The organism is Achromobacter sp. 1011791174 (genome assembly GCF_059760925.1).
Genome location: NZ_JCBANH010000010.1, coordinates 1 through 19129, shown reverse-complemented (window position 1 = coordinate 19129; position 19129 = coordinate 1). Strand labels below are relative to the sequence as shown.

Genomic DNA, 19129 nt, shown 5'->3' with positions numbered 1-19129 from the left:
CTCGCCGTAACCGGCGCGGCAGCCCGGCCGGCGCCGCCGCGCTTGCTGCGGCGCCTGATTCGGGCAGACGGCGCGTGCCGGAAGGCGCATGGAGCGCGGAGTTACAAAAAGACAGGACTACGCGACCCGGATGGACCCGTTCCGCGAGGAACGGATGGCAGAACTACCTGGAGGCCCGATGCGGCATTCAACCTTGATTTTCGTGGCAGCGGCGTTCGCGCTGCTGACTTTCAGCCGCCTGGCCCTGGCCGCGTGGCAATGGCAGCGCGTGCGCAATGCCGGCGGACTGCTGCCGCTGATGCTGGGCGGCCTGCGCATCGACGCGCACCAGATCGCCGTCATGGCGGCCCTGCCCGCCGTGCTGTCGCCCTGGTTCGGCCATTTTTCGTTCGCCGCCGACGCGGCGGCCGTGTGGTACCTGGCCAGCTTCATCCTGCTGGCCTTCCTGGAAATCGCCTCGCCCGCCTTCATTCTGGAATACGACTCCCGCCCCAACCGCCTGTTCGTCGAATACCTGAAGCATCCGCGCGAGGTCTCCGGCATGCTCTGGCGCGGCTACAAGGCCGCGCTGGTCGGCGGCCTGGCCCTGGTGGCGCTGATCGGCTGGGGCGCGCTGCGCCTGTTCTGGCCGGCCGCGCCCGACGCGCCGCTCAGCTGGTGGCAGATGCCGCTGGCCAGCCTGGCGATCCTGGCCGTGGTGATCCTGTCCATCCGCGGCACGCTGGGCCACCGCCCCATGAACCCGTCCTCGGTGGCCTACAGCTCCGACGGCATGCTCAACACGCTGGCGCTGAACTCGCTCTACAACGTCTTCTATGCTGTCTACAGCATGAAGAACGAGAAATCCGCGTCGGCCGTCTACGGCAACATGGACGAAGCCGAGATGCATGAACGCGTGCTCAGGCAGGCGGGCCTGCCCGTCCCGCCCGCCAACGCCGACTATCCCAGCCTGCACGCGCAACCCGCGACCCGCAAGACGAAGCGTCCGCTCAACGTGGTGATCATCCTGGAGGAAAGCCTGGGTGCCCAGTACAGCGCGGCGCTGGGCGGCGCCAACCTGACGCCCGAACTCGACGCCCTGGCCCGCGAGTCCTGGGCCTTCACCCGCGCCTACGCGACCGGCACCCGCTCGGTGCGCGGGCTGGAAGCGGTCGTCACCGGATTCCTGCCCACGCCGGCGCAAGCCGTGCTGAAGCTGCCGCGCTCGCAGCGCGGTTTCTTCTCGCTGGCCGACCTGCTGGGCCGGCACGGCTATCACTCGCGCTTCATCTACGGCGGCGAATCGCACTTCGACAACATGAAGGGCTTTTTCCTGGGCAATGGTTTCAAGCAGGTCGTGGACCGCGCGGATTTCGTGGATCCGGCCTTCGTCGGCACCTGGGGCGCATCGGACGAAGACATGTTCAACCAGCTGGACCGGCTGCTGCGCGCAGACGGCGACCAGCCCACTTTCACGCTGGCCTTCAGCGTCTCCAACCATTCGCCCTGGGAGTACCCGGCCGGCCGCATCCAGGTCGACGGCAATCCCGCCACCGTGGAGAACACCGTGCGCTATGCCGACTGGGCGCTGGGGCGCTTCTTCGAGCGCGCCAAGGCCTCGCCGTATTGGGAAAACACGGTATTCCTGGTCGCGGCGGACCATGACTCGCGCGTGTTCGGCGCCAGCCTGGTGCCGGTGCGGCACTTCCATATCCCCGCCGTGATCCTGGGCGCCGGCATCGAGCCTCGGCGCGACGAGCGCCTGATCAGCCAGATCGACCTGGCGCCGACCCTGCTGTCGCTGACCGGCGTCGACACCGAGCACCCCATGATCGGCCACGACCTCACCCGCAGCACGCCGGGCCGCGCCATCATGCAGTACGACAACACTTATGGGTACCTGAAGGAAGACCGGCTGCTGGTGATGGCGCCCAGCAAGACGCCGGTGCAATACCGCTACACCGCCCCCGAGGACTACACGCCCGAGGCGCTGGATCCCGAGCTGGCGCGCGAGGCGCTGGCGCACGCGCTGTGGCCGAGCTGGGCCTACCGAGAAGGCCGCTATGCCCTGCCCGGCCAGGCCGGGCCCGCGAACCCGGTCTGATCAGCCGGTCTGCCCCGGACGCGCGAACTCCCGCCGCGCGCGTTCCGAGGCGGCATGGCAATGGCAGCCGGGGTCATGGTCGTTGACCATGCCCACGGACTGCATGAAGGCATAGACCGTGGTCGGCCCCACGAACTTCCAGCCCAGCTTCTTGAGCGCCTTGGAAAGGGCCTGCGACTGCTCGGACACCGACGCGCCGCGATTGGACGGCGCCTTGCGCGGCGCTTCGTAGCGCCACAGGAATGCCGCCAGGGAGCCCTCGCGCTCGATCATTTCCAGCGCCCGGCCCGCGTTGTTGATCACGGCTTCTATCTTGCCCCGGTGGCGCACGATGCCGGCATCGGCCAGCAGCACCTGGATCTCTTTTTCACCGTAGCGGGCCACGCGCGCCGGATCGAAACCGGAAAAGCCGCGGCGAAAGGCCTCGCGCTTGTTCAGGATGGTCCGCCAGCTCAGGCCCGACTGGAAACCCTCCAGGCTCAGCTGTTCGAACAGGGCGCGGTCGTCGGCCACGGGACGGCCCCATTCCAGGTCGTGATAGGCCGTGTAATCGGCGGAGCCGTCGAGCCAGCCGCAGCGGGCCAGCCCATCGGGAAAATCGGTCTTGAGGCTCATTGGTGGCGCTCCCGGCGCATTCGCAGAACGAGATGCTAACCCAGGCAGGCGCCCGTCCCCGCGCGCAGCGCCGCATTTGTCCCATGGCCGCCCGGGTCCGCAGGCGCGCTTTCGCCGGCATCGCCCGGTGACAAAAAAATCGTGGATCGCGCGACGGAAATCCCGCTACTATCCATTTCCCTGATCCCGCGCGGGCGATCCCGCGCCTCCCGGATCGACCCGCCGGGCTTGCGCGACGCAAGCCCGTTTTGCGTCCACGCCGGGACCGGACAGGCTTACGGACTTTCCGCCATGTCCTTGCTAGAAACCTCGCCCATCACTTTCGTTTCGCCCGCCGTCCTGGCCGGCGACGACCCCGCCGCCAATCCCTGCCTGGACTGTGGCGCGTGCTGTTCGCACTTCCGGGTCTCGTTCTATTGCGGCGAGCTGGCGGGCGAGAACGGCGGCCAGGTGCCCGTGGAACTGGTCACCCAGCTCAGCCCGCTGCGCGCCTGCATGAAAGGCACGGAAATGGGCGGCGGGCGCTGCATCTCGCTGCGCGGGGAACTGGGCAAGCCGGGCATCCACTGCGCCATCTACGAAAACCGCCCCACGCCCTGCCGCGAGTTCGATATCTGGCTGCCGGACGGCACGCCCAACCCGGATTGCCAGCGCCTGCGCCTGGCCCTGGGCCTGCCGGCGGTGCCGCCGCGCCCCGACGCGGAAAACGATCCGCTTGGCCCGCAGCCGCAGCATCCCGACCAGCCCGCCGCCGCCTGAGCCACAGCGCTACGACTTGCCGGCCGGCGCGCCGTCGAGCTGCCAGGCGCTGCGCGTCGACGCGAGGATCTTGCACAGGATGGCCGGAAAGGCAGGCACGCCGACAGGCGGACGAACGCCGGCATGCGCGGCGGGCACGGCGCGCGCGATGACGCCGCCGCTGCCAGCCCTGGAAAGAATCTGGATCGTCTGAACAGACATGAGTACACCCCTGAAGCATCGCGGGCGGACGGCCAGACCTGCCTGTCCTACCCTGACGCCATCGTAGACAGCGGGCATTTCAGAAGATCGGCGATTCTGTCGAAAAAGGGTAAAGAACGGTAAATGCGGACGCCGGCAACGCCCCCGGAACGCGCTCGGCCGGCGAGCTAGTCGCGGCCAGCCACGTAACGCGACGGCGTGACGCCGAACGCCGCCCGAAAGCTGCCGATGAAGGCACTGGTGCTCTCGTAGCCCACGGCCAGCGCAGCCTCGGTGACGGATCCGCCACGGCCCAGCATCTCCAGCGCGCGCAGCAGGCGCGCCCGCTGCCGCCACTGGCCGAGCGTCACGCCGGTTTCCTGGCGGAAGCGGCGCATCAGCGTGCGCGACGACATGTTCAGGCGCTGCGCCCAGTCATCGATGCCGGAAGGATCGTCCGGCGTGCTCAGGAGCGTGTTGGCCAGATCCTGCAGGCGCGGGTCCTCGGGCATGGGCAAGGGCATGGGATCGTGCTCGCGCAGGCGGACCTCCTCGAGCAGCACCTCGAACAACTGCGCCAGATACGCTTCCGACAGCATGCCGGGCGGACCGCTGGCGATGCGCTCGACCACGGCCTCGATCAGCCGCGACGACGGCCAGGACCGGCAGACAGAGGGCAACTGCGCGCAGGCGTCGGGCCGCACGAACAGGAAAGAACCATGGGCATCGCCGAACCAGCGCGCGCCGTGCATCACGCCCGGCGGAATCCAGCCCAGGCTGCCCGGCATCACCGTCCAGACCTCATTGCCCGCCTGGACCAGCACCAGGCCCTCGTGCACCAGCGCCAGCATGCCCTCGTCGTGACGGTGTTGCGGCACGTATATGCCCTTGGTCTCGCGCCGGCCGCGCACGCTGTGCGGGGTCAGCAGGAGATTGCCGGAAAAAAGCGCGGATTCCTCGCGGTACATGATCGTAAAAACGTGGGCTGGGACATGAAGCCCCGGTCTGCGGATGATATGCAAATGTACATCATTCTCATTTTCTCGGCATTCCACGCAAGCCGTCATGTGCCCACGCCCGGATGGCGCCTGGCGAGCACGGCCCAGGGCCTTGCGCATGCGCAGACATCGCGTGGTCCATCCGCTGCGACATGCTTGACCTGAAGTTCGCTTGAGGTCCGATACTGTCCCCCGATTCACGCGCCACCCCTCCGCATACGCTCGCAATCGAGATTGGCAGGTTTGCGCTACTGATTGACGGGATCCCGTTAGCGGGAAATTTTGAAAATAGACATCATTCTCATCAGGCCGGCCCTACCCTGACTGGAGAACCCACATGGACCACACCCGATTGCGCGATGCAGGCATCAAGGCCACCTATCCGCGCCTGAAGATCCTGGACATCTTCCATCAACACGCGGGCGAGCACATGAGCGCGGCGGACCTCTACCGCAGCCTGATCGCCGACCGCAGCAACATCGGCCTGGCCACGGTGTACCGGGTGATCACGCAACTCGAGGAAGCCGGGCTGCTCAAGCGCACGCAGCTCGACGCGCACACCACCGTGTACGAAATAAACGACAAGGGGCACCACGACCACATGGTCTGCACGCATTGCGGCCGGATCCTGGAATCCAGCGATCCCTCGATGTCGCGGCTGGTCGGAGACATCGCCAGGCGCAGCGGCTTCGCGCTGGAGTCCTACAGCCTGGTGCTCTACGGCGGTTGCGGATGCCGCAAGGGCGCCGCCGCCCACCTTCACGGAGAATTCGAATGAACCGAGATCAGTTTTTCTTTCACGACCTGTCCCACTTCCCCATCGTGACCGCCAAGCACGGCGGCGCCCCGGATGGCTATTCCGCCAGCTGGATACGCGAAATGGAGATGCTGGTGAACAACCCCCAGCCTTTCGTCTTGGTGGTGCCCGACATGCGGCAGGAAGCCGGACACGAAGACCGCAAGGCGATGGTGGAATGGCAGACGACGAACATGCCGCGACTGCGCGCGCGCTGCCGCGCTTTCATCGCGGTGGAGCGGGACGCCGAGGCGCTGGAGAAGATCCGCAAGCGCGCCGAGAAGATGGCGCGAGCCTTCGACATGCCGTTCCTGGCGGTCGCCAGTGCCACCGAAGCCATGCAGTGCGCGCGCGAAGTGCTGGGCCAGGCCGGCCCGGGCGGCTTCAACCTGAGCTGAAGCGTCCGGCTCAACCCACCCCCCTGGCCGGGCCACAGGCCCGGCATTTGCAACGCGTCCTTCGGGGCGCGTTTTTTTGCCCGTCTCGCGCGTGCGACCCGCACAATCGCCCGGGAATTGCCAAAACCTGGCAAAGCCGCGCTGGGGCACAGGAGCAAGTCATCCTCGTCTTCCCGGCCTTAAGAGTCGGCGGCCCGCGCCGTTGTTGGTAAGTGCCCTGGCCGCAGGGCACTTACCAACAACCCATTTCACGAGCCGTTCAACGCATGAGCCGCGCCCTCGCCTGTGCCTTCTGCCTATCGACGCTTGCGCAAGGCGCTCCGCTGCTGGAGAAAAACGGTACCGCGATCTGCAGGACCTGCGCCGAAGGCTTCTTTTCCCAGTTCGCCGAACACGCCTGGACCATGGCCGCCACGCTGGAAGAACAGCTGGACGTACTGCTGGCCGAGAGCCAGCGCGCGCTCGAGCACAGCGCCGCACTGTCCGAACGCGCGCGCAGCTGCGGGCTGAGCCTGCATGACCTGACGGCGGCGATGCGGCCTCGGCTGTTGTCCTGAAGCGCTTGACCTGGCTCCGCCATGCCGGGGGTTGTTACCTCGAATTTGCCCCTGGATTTGCCCCCGACCAGCGCGCTCCAAAAAGAAAACGCCGCTCTCAAAGAGAGCGGCGTCATCGTCAACCTCACCAGCGCATCGCCCAGGAACAGAGCCCGGCATACGCTGAAATTCGGGGTGGTGGGGGGTGGTGGGTTGTGCGAGACTCGAACTCGCGACCAACGGATTAAAAGTCCGCTGCTCTACCGACTGAGCTAACAACCCGACCGAAGCCAGAAATTATGGCTGATTTGCCCGATCTTGTCAAAGAATCCTGCGACCGTAAGATCAGCGCAACATGCCTGGCCAGCGCCAGGATGCACTCTCTCGCCCAGTCATGAAAAACGCCCCCAGGACCAGGCTTGCCGCCTGTGCCTTGGGGGCGCAGTCGAATCGGCGGCTAGGCAATCCCGGCCGCGAGACCCGTTCTGGACTTACCAGGCCGCCACCACGGCGCCCTTGTACTTGGTCTCGATGAACTGCTTGACCGCGGCGCTGTGATAGACCGACACCAGCTTGGCAAACTCCGGACGGTCCTTGTCCTTCTCGCGCACCACCAGCACGTTGGCGTAAGGTGAGTCCGGCGACTCCTGGGCGATCGCGTCCTTGGCCGGGTTCAGGCCGGCTTCGAGCGCGAAGTTGGTGTTGACAGCCGAGGCGTCGGTGTCGTCCAGCGAGCGCGGCAGCTGGGCGGCGTCCAGTTCGATGAAGCGCAGCTTCCTGGGATTCTCGATCACGTCGATCGGCGTCGCCTTCAGGCCGGCTTCCGGACGCAGCTTGATCAGGCCGTTGGCCTGCAGCAGCAGGAGCGCGCGGCCGCCATTGGTCGGATCGTTGGGCAGGCCGATGCGCGCGCCTTCCTTCAGCTCGGACAGCGACTTGATCTTCTTGCTGTAGATGCCGATCGGGAAGATCACGGTCTTGGCGATGCTGACCAGCTTGTAGCCCCGGTCGGCATTGGCGTTGTCCAGGTAAGGCTGGTGCTGGTAGCTGTTCAGGTCCAGGTCGCCCGAGGACAGCGCCACGTTGGGCTGCACGTAGTCGGAGAACTCGATGATCTGGATGTTCAGGCCCTGCTTGGCGGCTTCCTGCTTCACCACTTCGAAGATCTGCGCATGCGGGCCGGCGGTCACGCCGACTTTCAGCGGCTTGTCCTGCGCCAGCGCGGGCTGGGCAAACACGGCGGCGCCCAGGGCGAACGCGGCCAACGACTTCAAAACCTTGATGCTCATGTTGCGAATATCCCGAATGTCGGAAGTAGGAAAGAATGGGCTCAGCGGTGCGAGAGCCGGCGCACGAGACGGTCGCCGAAGCTCTGGATGGCCTGCACCAGCACGATCAGCACCACCACCACCGCCGCCATGACCTCGGTCTGGAAACGCTGGTAGCCGTAGCGGATAGCCAGGTCGCCCAGGCCACCGCCGCCGATCGCGCCCGCCATGGCGGAATAGCCGATCAGGCTGACGATGGTGACGATGGTGGCGGCGATCAGGCCGGGCAGCGCCTCGGGCAGCAGCACCTTGACGATGATCTGCATGGGCGAGGCGCCCATGGCGCGCGCCGCCGTGACCAGGCCCGGATCGACTTCGCGCATGGCGTTCTCGGCGATGCGGGCCATGAAGGGAATGGCCGCGACCGACAGCGGCACGATGGCGGCGGTGGTGCCGATCGAGGTCTGCGCCACCAGCCGCGTGAACGGAATGATGGCGACCATCAGGATCACGAAGGGCACCGAGCGCGTGGCGTTGATGATGGCGCCCAGCACGTGGTTGACCGGCTGGTTTTCCAGCATGGCGCCACGCGCCGTGACGGTCAGCGTCACGCCGAGCGGGATGCCGATCAACACCGCGATGGCGCTGGCCACGCCCACCATCAGCAGGGTGTCAAGCAGCGACGTAATAAGCAGGTCGATCAGTTGCGGGCTCATGAGCAATTTCTTCAACGGTAATGTCACGGGCGGCCAGCGCCGCGACGGCGTCCTTGACCGCGGCGGGCGCGCCCTGGACCAGCACGAACATCGTGCCCACGGCCACGCCCTGGATATCTTCTACACGGGCCTGCACCAATCCCACGTCCAGCGAGAACTGGCGGGACAGATCGGACAGGAAGGCGCCCGAGGCGTCGTTGCCGGTCAGCGACAGGCGCAGCAGGCGCACGGCCTGGCCAGGCTGGGCGGCGGCCAGTGTCTCGATGCGCTGCTTGGCGGCGGCCAGCGTAGCGTCGGTCAGATCGGACGCGGTGGCCGCCGACACCATGGCGCGGGTGACTTCGTGGCGCGGCTGCGCGAACACTTCGCGCGTGCTGCCCATCTCCACCACTTCGCCTTGCGACAGCACGGCCACGCGGTCGCAGACCTCGCGCACCACTTCCATCTGGTGCGTGATCATGACCACGGTCACGCCGGTCTTGCGATTGATGTCGCGCAGCAAGGCCAGGATGTTGTGCGTGGTTTCGGGATCCAGCGCCGAGGTGGCCTCGTCGCTGAGCAGCACGTCCGGGTCATTGGCCAGCGCGCGCGCGATGCCCACGCGCTGCTTCTGGCCGCCGCTGATCTGGCTGGGATAGCGGTCGCGCAGGTGCTCCAGGCCGACCAGGGCCAGCAGGCGCTCCACGCGCGCCGGGATCTCGCTCTTGGGCACGCCGGCGATTTCCAGCGGCAGCGCGACGTTGCCGTACACAGTACGGCGCGACAGCAGGTTGAACCCCTGGAACACCATGCCGATGCGACGGCGCTGCGCGCGCAGCTGCGCTTCGCCCAGGCCGGTCAACGGCTGGCCGCCGATGGCGATCGAGCCCTCATTCGGCCGCTCCAGCAAATTGATGCACTGGACCAGCGTGCTCTTGCCAGCGCCGCTGGGACCAATGATGCCGAAGACCTCGCCCTGCTCGATGTGCAGGTTGATGCCGCGCAGGGCCTGGAACAGGCCATGCGGCGTGGCGTAGGTCTTGGAAAGGTTCTCGATGTGAATCATGGCAGGCGATTCTGTATCTTTTCTCTTCTAAAGAGAACGACCGTATTTTTCATTTTTTATAACTACAAGAAATATAGAATTTGCCAGCAGCGCTAGCAAACATGAGCGCGACGTCCGCGCATCAAGGGCAAAGGGCAGTCGGGAAGGAAAGCCTTCCTGACTGCCCTTGTTCAGCGCGGCTTGCGTTGCGCGGAAAACCGGGGGCGCCGACCTGTCCGGCCGCAGCCCCTGTCGCTCAGCGCGCCCGCGAGATACGGACCTCGGCGCCGCGGCGCTTGACCTCCAGCCCCTCGGACGGCGAGATGCGCAAGCCTTCCAGGCCCTTGATGTAGCTCGAGCCCTGCATCTGCATGACACGGATCTTGTTGCGCATGACAACGGGGTTGTGCACCGGCATGCCGAACATCCAGACCTCGTCCAGGATGCGGGCCGAGTTGAACTCGCCCGTATGCTGGGCGGCGGGGCCGAGACAGAGCATGTGGCCTTCGCGGCCGAACACCGGGAACTGGCCCAGTTCGCACTCCAGCGTCCAGGTGGTGCCGCCTTCGTAGCGATGGCCCGTGTTCAGGTCCCACCAGGCGTCGCCCTTGGGCAGGTACACCCGCACGCTCTTGCCGGGCTCGGTGATCGGCGCCACCAGCAGGGCCGGGCCCAGCAGGTATTGCAGATCCCAATCGTGGGCATGCTCGTCGTTGGGGAAGGACAGCGCCATCGAGCGCTGCACCGGCAGGCCCGTGCGCGCGGAATCCTCGATCGCGCCCAGCACATAGGGCACCAGGCGATAACGCCACTGCATCCAGGTGCGGACATGCGCCAGGACCTCGTCGCCGAAATCCCAGGGCATCAGGCCGTTCACGCCCTGGAACGAGAAGTTCGCGGAGAACACACCCATGGCCAGCCAGCGCAGGTACAGCTCGGGCGTCATGCCCGCCAGATCGCGCGAGGCCGAACCGATGCCGTGCACCTGCACGGGCACGCCGCTGGCGCCGATCGACAAGGCGGTGCGCAACGTGTGGCGCAGGCCGTCCCAGCTGTTTTCAGCCTGCGGGCCCGTCTGCCAGGGCAGGCGCTGCGCCGCGGGGAACAGATCGGAACTGGGCACCACGCCCTCGGGCGGCACCTTCAGGCCGGCCACGGCATCGAACAGCGCGCGCCGCACCAGCAGGGGATACATGCTGCGCAGCGCCGCGCCGGTCTCGCCGTTGCGCGCATTCACGCCGTCGGGAATGGCGATCTGCGCGTCGCAGGCGGGCGCGTCGAGCCCGTCCTCGATCAGCTGGCGATGACGTTCGACCCAGAGGTTATAGATGTCGCGGTAGGTCAGGTCCAGCAGGCCGTAAGGCTGGCCGGACGTCGCGGGAATACCGTCGAACACCTGCGCCGAGCCGTCGTCCTTCGACAGCAGCCAGCCCCGGTCTTCCAGTTCCTCGAACAGCGGGCTGCTCTTGAGCACGCCCGGAAAGCCGGAGGCCGCCACATGCACGTTGTGCTTGTGGAACAGGGCCAGCATCTGCTTGGCATCCGGGAAGCGCTGGGCGTCCCATTCGAACACGGTCTTGTCGGACAGGAAGCCCCAGGCCGCCGGCTGGGCCAGCGTCACGGCGTCGACCGGAATCTGGTTCTCGCGCATGCGCGCCAGCAAGGCCACCGTCTGCGTGGGCATCTCGCCGCTGGCCTGCTGCAGCCAGGCGCCCATCGCCCAGAGCACGGGCTGGCCGGCGCGGCCGGTCAGCGCGGTGTACTGGTTCAGGATCTCGCCCGGCTCGCCGGCGAACAGGAACAGGTCCAGCACGGCGTCGTCGACGGTCAGCACATAGGCCGACTCCGCCGGCGCGGCGCCCACCGCGTGCTCGACGCGGCGCATGGTGTTCACATAGACGCCCCAGCCTTGCGGGCTCCAGGCCAGGGGCAGCGCGCGGTGCTCGGGATCGTCGGACACGACGGATTCTTCGCGCCGGTTCAGGTCGCCCGGGGTTTCGCCCAGGCCGTAGACGCGCTCGTTGGCGCCCAGCGTGAAACCGGCGGTCCAGGCGGCCGCCTCGGTGTCATCCAGCGCATTGTGGCCGAATGCGGGCGTATGCGCGGACACCTCGGACTCGAAGACCTTGGTCTCGCCGCGGTACAGCGCCACGCGCACCGGATTGGAGCGGACCTCGAGTGTCACGTCTCCTTGCGCGATACGCCAGCCGTCGCCGTCGTCGCGCGGACTGATCGTGGACTCGCCCACGGCCTCCTGGCGCGCGAGCAGCATTTCCGCGACGGCGCGCGCACGCGCGCCCGGCTTGTCATCATTGAGCAGACTCGCCTCGCCGAAGCGCAGGCGGAAAACCCCAGGCGCATGCGCCTCGACTACCAGATGCAACCCATCGCCCGCGTCGAAATCGATGCGACTGGGGCGAGACGTCAACAGCTCGATGGTATCGAGCTGGGTAGTATGGGCAAAGTCGAACTTGGGCGGCACAGAGCATCCCCCGGCTTAAGCCAAAAACCATCAAAAGTCGTTATTTTGACGGATTTGGGCTTTGAAATAAACTCGGTCCCTCTTTTGGGCGACCAATTCATACAAAAAAAGGGCCGTAAAAGCCTGACATCGGTCCCCGGCCCGGCACGTCCGGGCACCTCGCAAACGCTGCCACGCCCTATGAAACCGGGCCCATCTTGCGGCAAATCCACGCAATTTCCGTGACTGGCCGTCAATAACGGCCTGTCACAATAGGAATTACCCCTCTTTTGCATCGCCCTTCATCGAGGCGTCACCAATCCGGCCAGATCCCGCTCCAGCGGCGAAGGTTCGCCCATCAGGCGGGCGCCGATCAGGTCTCCCATGAGCGCGGACCAGGACAGGCCGCGCGAGGCATAGCCCGCGGCCATCCATAGCCCCGGGGCATGGGCCAACTCCCCCACGGCGGGCAGGCGGCCGGGCAGAACTGCCCGCCACCCCGCCCAACCGGGCAGGCTGCCGGGCGTCAGCGCATTCCAGGCCGGACCGACGGTGCCCAGCAAGCCTGCGGCCTTGCCCAACGTGACCTGCTGCCCCTCAGCGCTGATCAGCGCCTGTTCCGCGCCATGGACATAGGTGCTGCCGGCCACGCAGCCCTCGCCGGTATCGGGCAACAGATAGCCTTCGCCGCCAATGATGCAACGCGGTCCGCCGTCCAGCGCCGCGGCGGGCAGCAGCGTGACCTCGCCGGCCAGCGCGTGCATCTGCGCCACGCGCGGCAGCCAGGGCTCCAGCAGTCCGCTGGCGTCCAACACGCCGCGGGCGCCGGCCGCGTTGGCCAGGATCATCGTGTCCGCGCGCGCCAGTTCCCGGCCCGCCGCGTCCAGCGCCTGCCATTGCCCGTCATCCTGATGAACGCGCGCGACCTGCGCCGGCAGCACCGTCACGCCGGGCAAGGCCAGCAGGGTTTCGATCAGGCGGCCCGGCTGCATCAGCATGCCCTGCGCGAAATACGCGCCGCCGCGCGCCACCGGCATGCCGGCCAGCGCGCCGGCTTCATCGCGATCAACCTGCCGCACCCACTCGGCGGGAAACGCCAACATTTCCAAGGTGCCCGCCAGCGCCGCCGCGCGCCCTTCGTCGCGCTCCAATTGCACCGTGCCGCAGACGCGCGGCGCGGCGCCCTCGGGCAAGTCGCGCCAACGCGCCAGCGCCCGCGCGCTGCCCGCGCGCGACAGCCGGGCGCGCGCATTGTCGTCACGCGCCACCACCGGCGTCAGCGCCGCCGCCACGTGACCGGCATGCGCCCCCACGCCACCGGCACGAGCGGCGTCCAGCACGGTCACGCGCCAACCGCGTAGCGCCAACCCCTGCGCGATGCCGGCGCCGGCCAGGCCCGCGCCCACCACGACGGCGTGGCCACGCGGCCGGATGCGGGCGCGCGCCTGCGCGGCCCGCGCGCCCTCTGCCCTGGCGGTGGCGACCGTCATGTGCCACTTGCCGCCATAGCCGGTTTCACGGCGCGCGTCGAAACCGGATTCGGACAATGCCCGACGCAGCTCGCCGGTGCAGGCCCAGGTAGCCAGGGTCGCGCCGGGCGCTGCCATGGCGGCCAGTTCGCGCAGCAGCGCCGGTTCCCACATGCGCGGGTTGCGCCCGGGCGCAAAACCATCCAGGAAATACGCATCCACGCAGGCGTCCAAACGCGGCGCCACCGTTTGCGCCTCGCCAAAGGCCAAGGTCAGCGTGACGGCCCCGCCGTCGAATTCGAGCCGGTGCAAGCCAGGCAGCGGCAGCGGCCATTGAGCCGCCAGCTCGCGCGCCAGGCCGGCCAGCGGCCCGGGCGCGTGGCGCGCCAACAGCGCAGCCAGATCCGTCGGAGCGAAGGGATGGCCTTCGACCGCCAGCACGTGCAGCGCAGCGCTGCGCGCCGGGTCGTCGCGCCATGCCCGCCACAGCGCCAGGAAATTCAGGCCCAGCCCGAACCCGGTCTCGCAGACCGTGAAGGCATCCCTGCCGCGCCAGCGTTCCGGCAGGCCATTGCCCCGCAGGAATACATGCTCGGCCTGGCCCAGCGCCCCCGCCGGCGAATGGTAGACGTCGCCATAGGCCGGACTGTAGAGCCGGCCTTCGGCATCGAGGGCAACCGTCGCCGGCGCCAGGGGAACATAAGACGAAGACATGAGGGACCAGGATTCAAGCAGATTCGGGAATGACGCGAATTATCGGACGACGCGACGGCCCAGCGCGGCCCGGCCACGCGACGCCGACGTTGGATGCGCGCCACGCGCGGCGCGGTTTTGGGGCCGGACGCAACAAGGCTGACGCATGCGGGGCGTAAACTGGCCGCATGGATACCTACGATCAGCCCCGCTCGATGGGTTCGCCCATAGACCTGTGCGCCACGATCGACGCGGCGGTCACCGCCGCGCACGCCGGCGCCGCCATCCTGCAATCCTACGCGCATCACCGCGCCGATCTCGTGATCGATCGCAAGGCGCGCAACGATCTGGTGTCACAGGCGGACCGCGAAGCCGAAGCCGCCATTATCCAGGAGCTGCGTACGCGCACGCCGCAATTCGGCATCGTGGCCGAGGAAACCGGCGGACAGGCCCAAGGCAGCGCCACCTGGTACATCGACCCGCTGGATGGCACCACCAATTTCCTGCATGACATCCCCCACTACGCGGTTTCCATCGCATTGATCGCGCACGCCGGCACATCGGTGTCTGCCGGCCAGCCGCTGAGCGAGGACACGCCGGTGGTTGGCGTGGTCTACGACCCCTGCCGCGAAGAGCTGTTCACCGCCGTCTACGGCCTGGGTGCATGGCTCAACGGCCGGCGCATCTCGTGCTCGCGCACGCAGACGCTGGATGACGCGGTGCTGGCCACCGGCTTCCCTTTCCGCGACTTTTCCTTCGCCGGGCAATACATGCCCATGCTGCATGACGCCATCAATCGCGCGCGCGGCGTGCGCCGCATGGGCGCGGCCGCGCTGGACCTGGCCTGGACGGCCTGCGGCCGCTATGACGGCTACTGGGAAATGGGGCTGGCGCCCTGGGATGTGGCCGCCGGCACGCTGCTGGTGCGCGAATCCGGCGGCATGTGCTCAGACATGCACAAGCGCGACTCCTGGCCGATCGGCGGCCGGGTCGTGGCGGGCAACGCCGCCATCGGCCAGGCCCTGCACGAAATGATCGCCCCGCACCTGGACAAGCAAGACTGAACCCGCGCCCGGCTCAGGCCGCGGGCCTGGCCGCCGCCTCGACGTCGGGCCGCAGCTCGCGGCGCAGGATCTTGCCCACGTTGCTCTTGGGCAGCTCATCGCGGAACTCCACGTAGCGCGGCCGCTTGTAGCCCGTGAGCTTGTCCTTGCACCACTGCTGCACCTGCTCCTCGGTCAGCGTTGGATCTTTCTTCACGACGAAGACCTTCACGGCCTCGCCCGAATGTTCGTCCGGCACGCCGATGGCAGCACACTCGAGCACGCCCGGATGCTGGGCCACGGCAGCCTCGACTTCATTCGGATAGACCTTGAAACCGGACACCGCGATCATGTCCTTCTTGCGATCGACGATGCGCGTGTAGCCCTGCTCGTCCATGATGCCGATGTCGCCGGTCCGGAAGTAGCCGTCGGCCGTCATGGACTGGCGCGTCTCTTCCGGCTTGCGCCAGTAGCCCAGCATGACCTGCGGCCCGCGGATGCCGACCTCGCCGCGCTCGCCCAGCGGCACCTCGTTGCCCGCGTCGTCCAGGATGGCCACGTCGGTGGACGGCAGCGGCAGGCCGATGGACCCGGAATAGGCGGTGGCGTCGGTGGGATTCACCGTGGCCACCGGCGAGGTCTCGGACAGGCCGTAGCCTTCGATCAGGGGCCGTCCGGTGATCTTCAGCCAGCGCTCGGCCACCGCCTGCTGCACCGCCATGCCGCCGCCCAGCGTCAGCCGCAGCACGGAAAAGTCCAGCTTGGCGAAGTCCTCGTTGTGCGCCAGCGCGTTAAACAGCGTATTGACGCCGGGGAACAGATTGATGGGCACCTTGCGCCAGGCATTGATCAGCGAAGGCTGGTCGCGCGGATTGATGATGAGCACGTTGCGCATGCCCGCATGCAGGCCGTAAAGACCGCAAACCGTCATCGCGAACACGTGATACAGCGGCAGCGCGCTCAGGATGGTGAGCTGGCGGTCCGCCAGGTCGTGGATCACGGGCTGGGCCACGGCCTCGGTCTGCAGCACATTGGCGGTCAGGTTGCGATGCGACAGCATGGCGCCCTTGGGCACGCCGGTGGTGCCGCCGGTGTATTGCAACACGGCCACGTCGTCCATCGACAGCGCCGGAGGCGTGAACGGCCGCCGCGCGCCGTCGGCCAGGACCGCCGGCAGCATGCGCGCGCCGTCGATCTGCCAAGCCGGCACGATCTTCTTGATATAGCGCGCCACGAAGTTGACCAGCGGCGCCTTGAGTCCGCCCAGCAGGTCGCCGGGACCGGTCACGACGATGTGCTTGAGCTCGCCGCGAGCGCGCACGTTCTGCAGCGTGCGCGCGAAGTTCTCCAGGATCACGATGACCGAGGCGCCGCTGTCCAGCAGCTGGCGCTGCAGCTCTTCGGCCGTGTACAGCGGATTGACGTTGACGACGATATGGCCGGCCCGCAGCGCGCCCAGCATGCTCACCAGGTAGGCCGGCACGTTGGGCATCATCAGCGCGACGCGCGACCCCTTGGGCAGGTTCAACGACTGCAGCCACGCGGCGAAGGCGCGGGCATGCGCGTCGAGCTGGGCGTAGCTGATGTCGGTGCCCATCGCCGTGCAGGCGGTTCGGGCCGCATGGCGCTGGCAGGCCCTGTCCAGCAAATCGACCAGCGAGGCATAGCCCTCGGTGGAAATCTCTTGGGGAACACCTTGCGGATAGTGCGCGAGCCACGGACGAGCCATAGTGTTTGCCTCCATTAATTCGATTTTCGAATGATGATACCCTTGTTGAGTTCCCTTTCGTCCCCCGAATTTTCCCCATGAAACTGCTCGAACCCATCGTCGCCTGGCACAACGATATCGCCGGCATCCGGCGCGACATCCACGCGCATCCCGAACTGGCTTTTGAAGAGTTCCGCACCGCCGACGTCGTCGCGGCCAAGCTTGAGGAATGGGGCATCGAGATCGATCGCGGCCTGGGCGGCACCGGCGTGGTCGGCATCATCCGCGGCAAGCTCCCCGGCGAGCGCGCGGTCGGCCTGCGCGCCGACATGGACGCGCTGCCCATGCAGGAAGCGAACACCTTCGCCCACGCCAGCCAGCACGAAGGCAAGATGCACGCCTGCGGCCACGACGGCCACACGGCCATGCTGCTGGCCGCGGCCCGCTACCTGTCGCAGCACCGCGATTTCGCCGGCACGGTCTACGTGATCTTCCAGCCGGCCGAGGAAGGCGGCGGCGGCGCCAAGCGCATGATCGACGACGGGCTGTTCACGCGCTTCCCGATGGAAGCCGTGTTCGGCATGCACAACTGGCCCGGCATGCCGCCCGGCAAGTTCGGCCTGACGCCCGGCCCCATCATGGCGTCCAGCAACGAGTTCTCGATCGTCATCAAGGGCAAGGGCACGCACGCCGGCATGCCCAACCTGGGCATCGACCCGGTCATGGCGGCGGTGCAGATGGCGCAATCGCTGCAGACCATCATCACGCGCAACCGCAACCCGCTCGACGCCGCGGTGCTGAGCATCACCCAGATTCACGCCGGCAGCGCCGACAATGTGGTGCCCAACCACGCCGAGCTGCGCGGCACGGTGCGCACCTTCACGCTGGACGTGCTGGATCTGATCGAACGCCGTATGGAAGAGATCGCCCGCCACACCTGCGCGGCGATGGACTGCGAAGTGGAATTCAAGTTCCAGCGCAACTACCCGCCCACCATCAACCATCCCGACGAAGCCGCCTTCTGCGCCGAGGTGCTGCGCGGCATCGTCGGCGAGGACATGGTCGACGACCACGTCCAGCCCACCATGGGCGCCGAGGACTTCGCCTTCATGCTGCAGGAACTGCCCGGCTGCTACGTCTGGATCGGCAACGGCATGGGCGAGCATCGCGCCCACGGCCACGGACTGGGGCCGTGCATGCTGCACAACGGCAGCTACGACTTCAACGACGAACTGCTGCCGCTGGGCGGCACCTATTGGGTCCAGCTGGCGCTGCAGCGCCTGGCCAAGCCGCAGGCCTGAAATCAGGTCCGTCAGGCGGCCCGGCTGGGACCGGGCCCCTGATGCCGCGCGCGGCGGGCTAGCCGCCGTCCGCCGGCCGGATCGCCATGCACATCGCCAGGAAGCGCCCGGCGGCACGTGCCGCGGCATCCGCGTGCGGCACCAGGATGCTCAGCGTGCGGGTCAACGGCCGGGGCAGCAGCCGCAACGCGGCCAGCGCGCCGTCCTCGTGCCGCATCGACATCACCGACACGAAGCCCACGCCCAATCCGGCGCGCACCGCCTGCTTCACCCCTTCCACGCCCGCCAGTTCCAACCCCACCGACGGCGTAAGGCCGGCATCGGCGAAAGCGCGCTCGACCAGCCGCCGCACCCCCGAACCCGGTTCGCGCATGACCAGCGGCGACGCGGCCAGGTCGCGCAGGGTCACGGCGCCCTTGCCCGACAACGCATGGTCGGCGCGCACGATCGCCACCACTTCATCCTGGCGCCAGGCATGCACGGCCGTGTCTGCCGGCAGTCCGGCGGGCACGTCGCCCTCGATGAAAGCCAGGTCCAGAACGGGCAGCCGCTCGACGATTTCGCGCGTGTTGCCATCCGACAAGTGCAGGCTCACGGCCGGAAACGCCTGCCGGAATTCGGCCACCAGTCGCGGCAGCAGGTAGCTGGCCGGCGTGGTGCTGGCGCCCAGGCGCAGCACGCCCGTCTCCAGCCCGCGCCAGGATTCGCGCACGGCCTGCGCCTGCCGGTACACCTGGCGCAATTGGCGGGCCTGCTCGGCCAGTCGCTCGCCGGCCTCGGTCAGCGCGATGCCATGGCCGCTGCGGCGATATAGCGGCTCGCCGAACCACTCCTGCAGCATGCGCAACTGGCCCGACACCGCCGGCTGCGACAGGTGCAGCGTCTGCGCCGCGCGACTGATGTTGCCGGTGTCGGCCACACAGGCGAAGGTGAGCAGCTGGTCTGGGGTCATAAGGGCATGGCCGCTTAAATATCAGAATTTCCGATATTAAATATTCAAAATAAAGATTTTTCAAATAATAGTGGCAAATCTAATATTCCACCCAGTTATTTAGATATTCCAGAAGGCCCGCCATGAGCG

General features: G+C 67.4%; 17 protein-coding genes and 1 tRNA gene. 7 read left to right on the top strand and 11 right to left on the bottom strand.

Annotation, left to right across the window (positions count from 1 at the left end; translation table 11 throughout):
- Positions 1-178 precede the first annotated feature (178 nt).
- On the top strand, positions 179-2083 hold the full coding sequence (locus tag AC6LJ5_RS05675; protein WP_498140012.1) for an LTA synthase family protein: 1905 nt from the start codon (positions 179-181) through the stop codon (positions 2081-2083).
- On the opposite strand, the gene AC6LJ5_RS05670 is transcribed toward AC6LJ5_RS05675, so the two are convergent.
- Positions 2084-2698: a DNA-3-methyladenine glycosylase I gene (locus tag AC6LJ5_RS05670; RefSeq protein ID WP_103272527.1), complete on the bottom strand. Its 615-nt coding sequence runs from the start codon at positions 2696-2698 to the stop codon at positions 2084-2086.
- Between the two features lie 291 nt (positions 2699-2989).
- Between AC6LJ5_RS05670 and AC6LJ5_RS05665 the strand changes: the two genes are divergently transcribed.
- Entirely contained in the window at positions 2990-3457 is a 468-nt protein-coding gene (locus AC6LJ5_RS05665; protein WP_392410728.1) for a YkgJ family cysteine cluster protein, read from the top strand.
- A gap of 9 nt (positions 3458-3466) precedes the next feature.
- On the opposite strand, the gene AC6LJ5_RS05660 is transcribed toward AC6LJ5_RS05665, so the two are convergent.
- Both AC6LJ5_RS05660 and AC6LJ5_RS05655 read right to left on the bottom strand, forming a co-directional pair.
- Complete coding sequence (locus AC6LJ5_RS05660) at positions 3467-3658, bottom strand: hypothetical protein (RefSeq protein WP_392410729.1); 192 nt, start codon at positions 3656-3658, stop codon at positions 3467-3469.
- Between the two features lie 167 nt (positions 3659-3825).
- The gene (locus AC6LJ5_RS05655) at positions 3826-4605 is read right to left on the bottom strand and encodes a helix-turn-helix transcriptional regulator (protein WP_392410730.1); all 780 of its coding nucleotides are present in this window, start codon (positions 4603-4605) and stop codon (positions 3826-3828) included.
- Between the two features lie 367 nt (positions 4606-4972).
- Between AC6LJ5_RS05655 and AC6LJ5_RS05650 the strand changes: the two genes are divergently transcribed.
- From AC6LJ5_RS05650 to AC6LJ5_RS05640, 3 genes are all read left to right on the top strand, one after another.
- Positions 4973-5413 (top strand): Fur family transcriptional regulator, encoded by a 441-nt coding sequence (locus AC6LJ5_RS05650; protein WP_103272523.1) that lies wholly within the window; start codon positions 4973-4975, stop codon positions 5411-5413.
- A complete protein-coding gene (locus AC6LJ5_RS05645; protein ID WP_103272522.1) occupies positions 5410-5829 on the top strand; it encodes a hypothetical protein in 420 nt (139 codons plus the stop codon). Before AC6LJ5_RS05650 ends, AC6LJ5_RS05645 begins: the two co-directional genes overlap by 4 nt.
- Before the next feature lie 266 nt (positions 5830-6095).
- The gene (locus AC6LJ5_RS05640) at positions 6096-6386 is read left to right on the top strand and encodes an MSHA biogenesis protein MshH (protein WP_103272521.1); all 291 of its coding nucleotides are present in this window, start codon (positions 6096-6098) and stop codon (positions 6384-6386) included.
- A 185-nt stretch (positions 6387-6571) separates the two neighbouring features.
- Here the strand turns inward: AC6LJ5_RS05640 and AC6LJ5_RS05635 are convergent.
- The 6 genes from AC6LJ5_RS05635 to mnmC all read right to left on the bottom strand — a co-directional run bounded on the left by AC6LJ5_RS05635 (position 6572) and on the right by mnmC (position 14017).
- A tRNA-Lys gene (locus AC6LJ5_RS05635) sits at positions 6572-6647 on the bottom strand.
- Positions 6648-6856: 209 nt separating this feature from the next.
- A complete protein-coding gene (locus AC6LJ5_RS05630; protein ID WP_498140011.1) occupies positions 6857-7654 on the bottom strand; it encodes a MetQ/NlpA family ABC transporter substrate-binding protein in 798 nt (265 codons plus the stop codon).
- A 41-nt stretch (positions 7655-7695) separates the two neighbouring features.
- On the bottom strand, positions 7696-8349 hold the full coding sequence (locus tag AC6LJ5_RS05625) for a methionine ABC transporter permease (protein ID WP_103272519.1): 654 nt from the start codon (positions 8347-8349) through the stop codon (positions 7696-7698).
- Positions 8306-9394 (bottom strand): methionine ABC transporter ATP-binding protein, encoded by a 1089-nt coding sequence (locus tag AC6LJ5_RS05620; protein ID WP_103272518.1) that lies wholly within the window; start codon positions 9392-9394, stop codon positions 8306-8308. The genes AC6LJ5_RS05625 and AC6LJ5_RS05620 overlap by 44 nt, the downstream gene beginning before the upstream one ends.
- Positions 9395-9629: 235 nt before the next feature.
- Positions 9630-11855 (bottom strand): glycoside hydrolase family 31 protein, encoded by a 2226-nt coding sequence (locus tag AC6LJ5_RS05615; protein WP_103272517.1) that lies wholly within the window; start codon positions 11853-11855, stop codon positions 9630-9632.
- A gap of 281 nt (positions 11856-12136) precedes the next feature.
- Positions 12137-14017 (bottom strand): bifunctional tRNA (5-methylaminomethyl-2-thiouridine)(34)-methyltransferase MnmC2/FAD-dependent 5-carboxymethylaminomethyl-2-thiouridine(34) oxidoreductase MnmC1, encoded by a 1881-nt coding sequence (mnmC, locus tag AC6LJ5_RS05610; RefSeq protein WP_498140010.1) that lies wholly within the window; start codon positions 14015-14017, stop codon positions 12137-12139.
- Positions 14018-14184: 167 nt separating this feature from the next.
- Between mnmC and AC6LJ5_RS05605 the strand changes: the two genes are divergently transcribed.
- Entirely contained in the window at positions 14185-15060 is an 876-nt protein-coding gene (locus tag AC6LJ5_RS05605) for an inositol monophosphatase family protein (RefSeq protein WP_498140009.1), read from the top strand.
- Positions 15061-15073: 13 nt separating this feature from the next.
- On the opposite strand, the gene AC6LJ5_RS05600 is transcribed toward AC6LJ5_RS05605, so the two are convergent.
- On the bottom strand, positions 15074-16768 hold the full coding sequence (locus AC6LJ5_RS05600; RefSeq protein WP_392410736.1) for an AMP-binding protein: 1695 nt from the start codon (positions 16766-16768) through the stop codon (positions 15074-15076).
- Between the two features lie 77 nt (positions 16769-16845).
- Between AC6LJ5_RS05600 and AC6LJ5_RS05595 the strand changes: the two genes are divergently transcribed.
- Positions 16846-18048 (top strand): M20 aminoacylase family protein, encoded by a 1203-nt coding sequence (locus AC6LJ5_RS05595; RefSeq protein ID WP_103272513.1) that lies wholly within the window; start codon positions 16846-16848, stop codon positions 18046-18048.
- 58 nt (positions 18049-18106) lie between these two features.
- Here the strand turns inward: AC6LJ5_RS05595 and AC6LJ5_RS05590 are convergent, their stop codons facing one another.
- Positions 18107-19000, bottom strand: coding sequence for a LysR family transcriptional regulator (locus AC6LJ5_RS05590; protein ID WP_498140008.1), 894 nt, complete (start codon positions 18998-19000; stop codon positions 18107-18109).
- Positions 19001-19129 lie beyond the last annotated feature (129 nt).

Bases quoted from the DNA above. Each gene is read 5' to 3' on its own strand.
- AC6LJ5_RS05675 (WP_498140012.1), top strand. From the start codon at position 179: ATGCGGCATTCAACCTTGATTTTCGTGGCAGCGGCGTTCGCGCTGCTG.
- AC6LJ5_RS05640 (WP_103272521.1), top strand. From the start codon at position 6,096: ATGAGCCGCGCCCTCGCCTGTGCCTTCTGCCTATCGACGCTTGCGCAA.
- AC6LJ5_RS05625 (WP_103272519.1), bottom strand. From the start codon at position 8,349: ATGAGCCCGCAACTGATCGACCTGCTTATTACGTCGCTGCTTGACACC.
- AC6LJ5_RS05590 (WP_498140008.1), bottom strand. From the start codon at position 19,000: ATGACCCCAGACCAGCTGCTCACCTTCGCCTGTGTGGCCGACACCGGC.
- AC6LJ5_RS05660 (WP_392410729.1), bottom strand. From the start codon at position 3,658: ATGTCTGTTCAGACGATCCAGATTCTTTCCAGGGCTGGCAGCGGCGGC.
- AC6LJ5_RS05645 (WP_103272522.1), top strand. From the start codon at position 5,410: ATGAACCGAGATCAGTTTTTCTTTCACGACCTGTCCCACTTCCCCATC.
- AC6LJ5_RS05620 (WP_103272518.1), bottom strand. From the start codon at position 9,394: ATGATTCACATCGAGAACCTTTCCAAGACCTACGCCACGCCGCATGGC.
- AC6LJ5_RS05595 (WP_103272513.1), top strand. From the start codon at position 16,846: ATGAAACTGCTCGAACCCATCGTCGCCTGGCACAACGATATCGCCGGC.
- AC6LJ5_RS05670 (WP_103272527.1), bottom strand. From the start codon at position 2,698: ATGAGCCTCAAGACCGATTTTCCCGATGGGCTGGCCCGCTGCGGCTGG.
- AC6LJ5_RS05665 (WP_392410728.1), top strand. From the start codon at position 2,990: ATGTCCTTGCTAGAAACCTCGCCCATCACTTTCGTTTCGCCCGCCGTC.
- mnmC (WP_498140010.1), bottom strand. From the start codon at position 14,017: ATGTCTTCGTCTTATGTTCCCCTGGCGCCGGCGACGGTTGCCCTCGAT.
- AC6LJ5_RS05600 (WP_392410736.1), bottom strand. From the start codon at position 16,768: ATGGCTCGTCCGTGGCTCGCGCACTATCCGCAAGGTGTTCCCCAAGAG.
- AC6LJ5_RS05630 (WP_498140011.1), bottom strand. From the start codon at position 7,654: ATGAGCATCAAGGTTTTGAAGTCGTTGGCCGCGTTCGCCCTGGGCGCC.
- AC6LJ5_RS05655 (WP_392410730.1), bottom strand. From the start codon at position 4,605: ATGTACCGCGAGGAATCCGCGCTTTTTTCCGGCAATCTCCTGCTGACC.
- AC6LJ5_RS05650 (WP_103272523.1), top strand. From the start codon at position 4,973: ATGGACCACACCCGATTGCGCGATGCAGGCATCAAGGCCACCTATCCG.
- AC6LJ5_RS05605 (WP_498140009.1), top strand. From the start codon at position 14,185: ATGGATACCTACGATCAGCCCCGCTCGATGGGTTCGCCCATAGACCTG.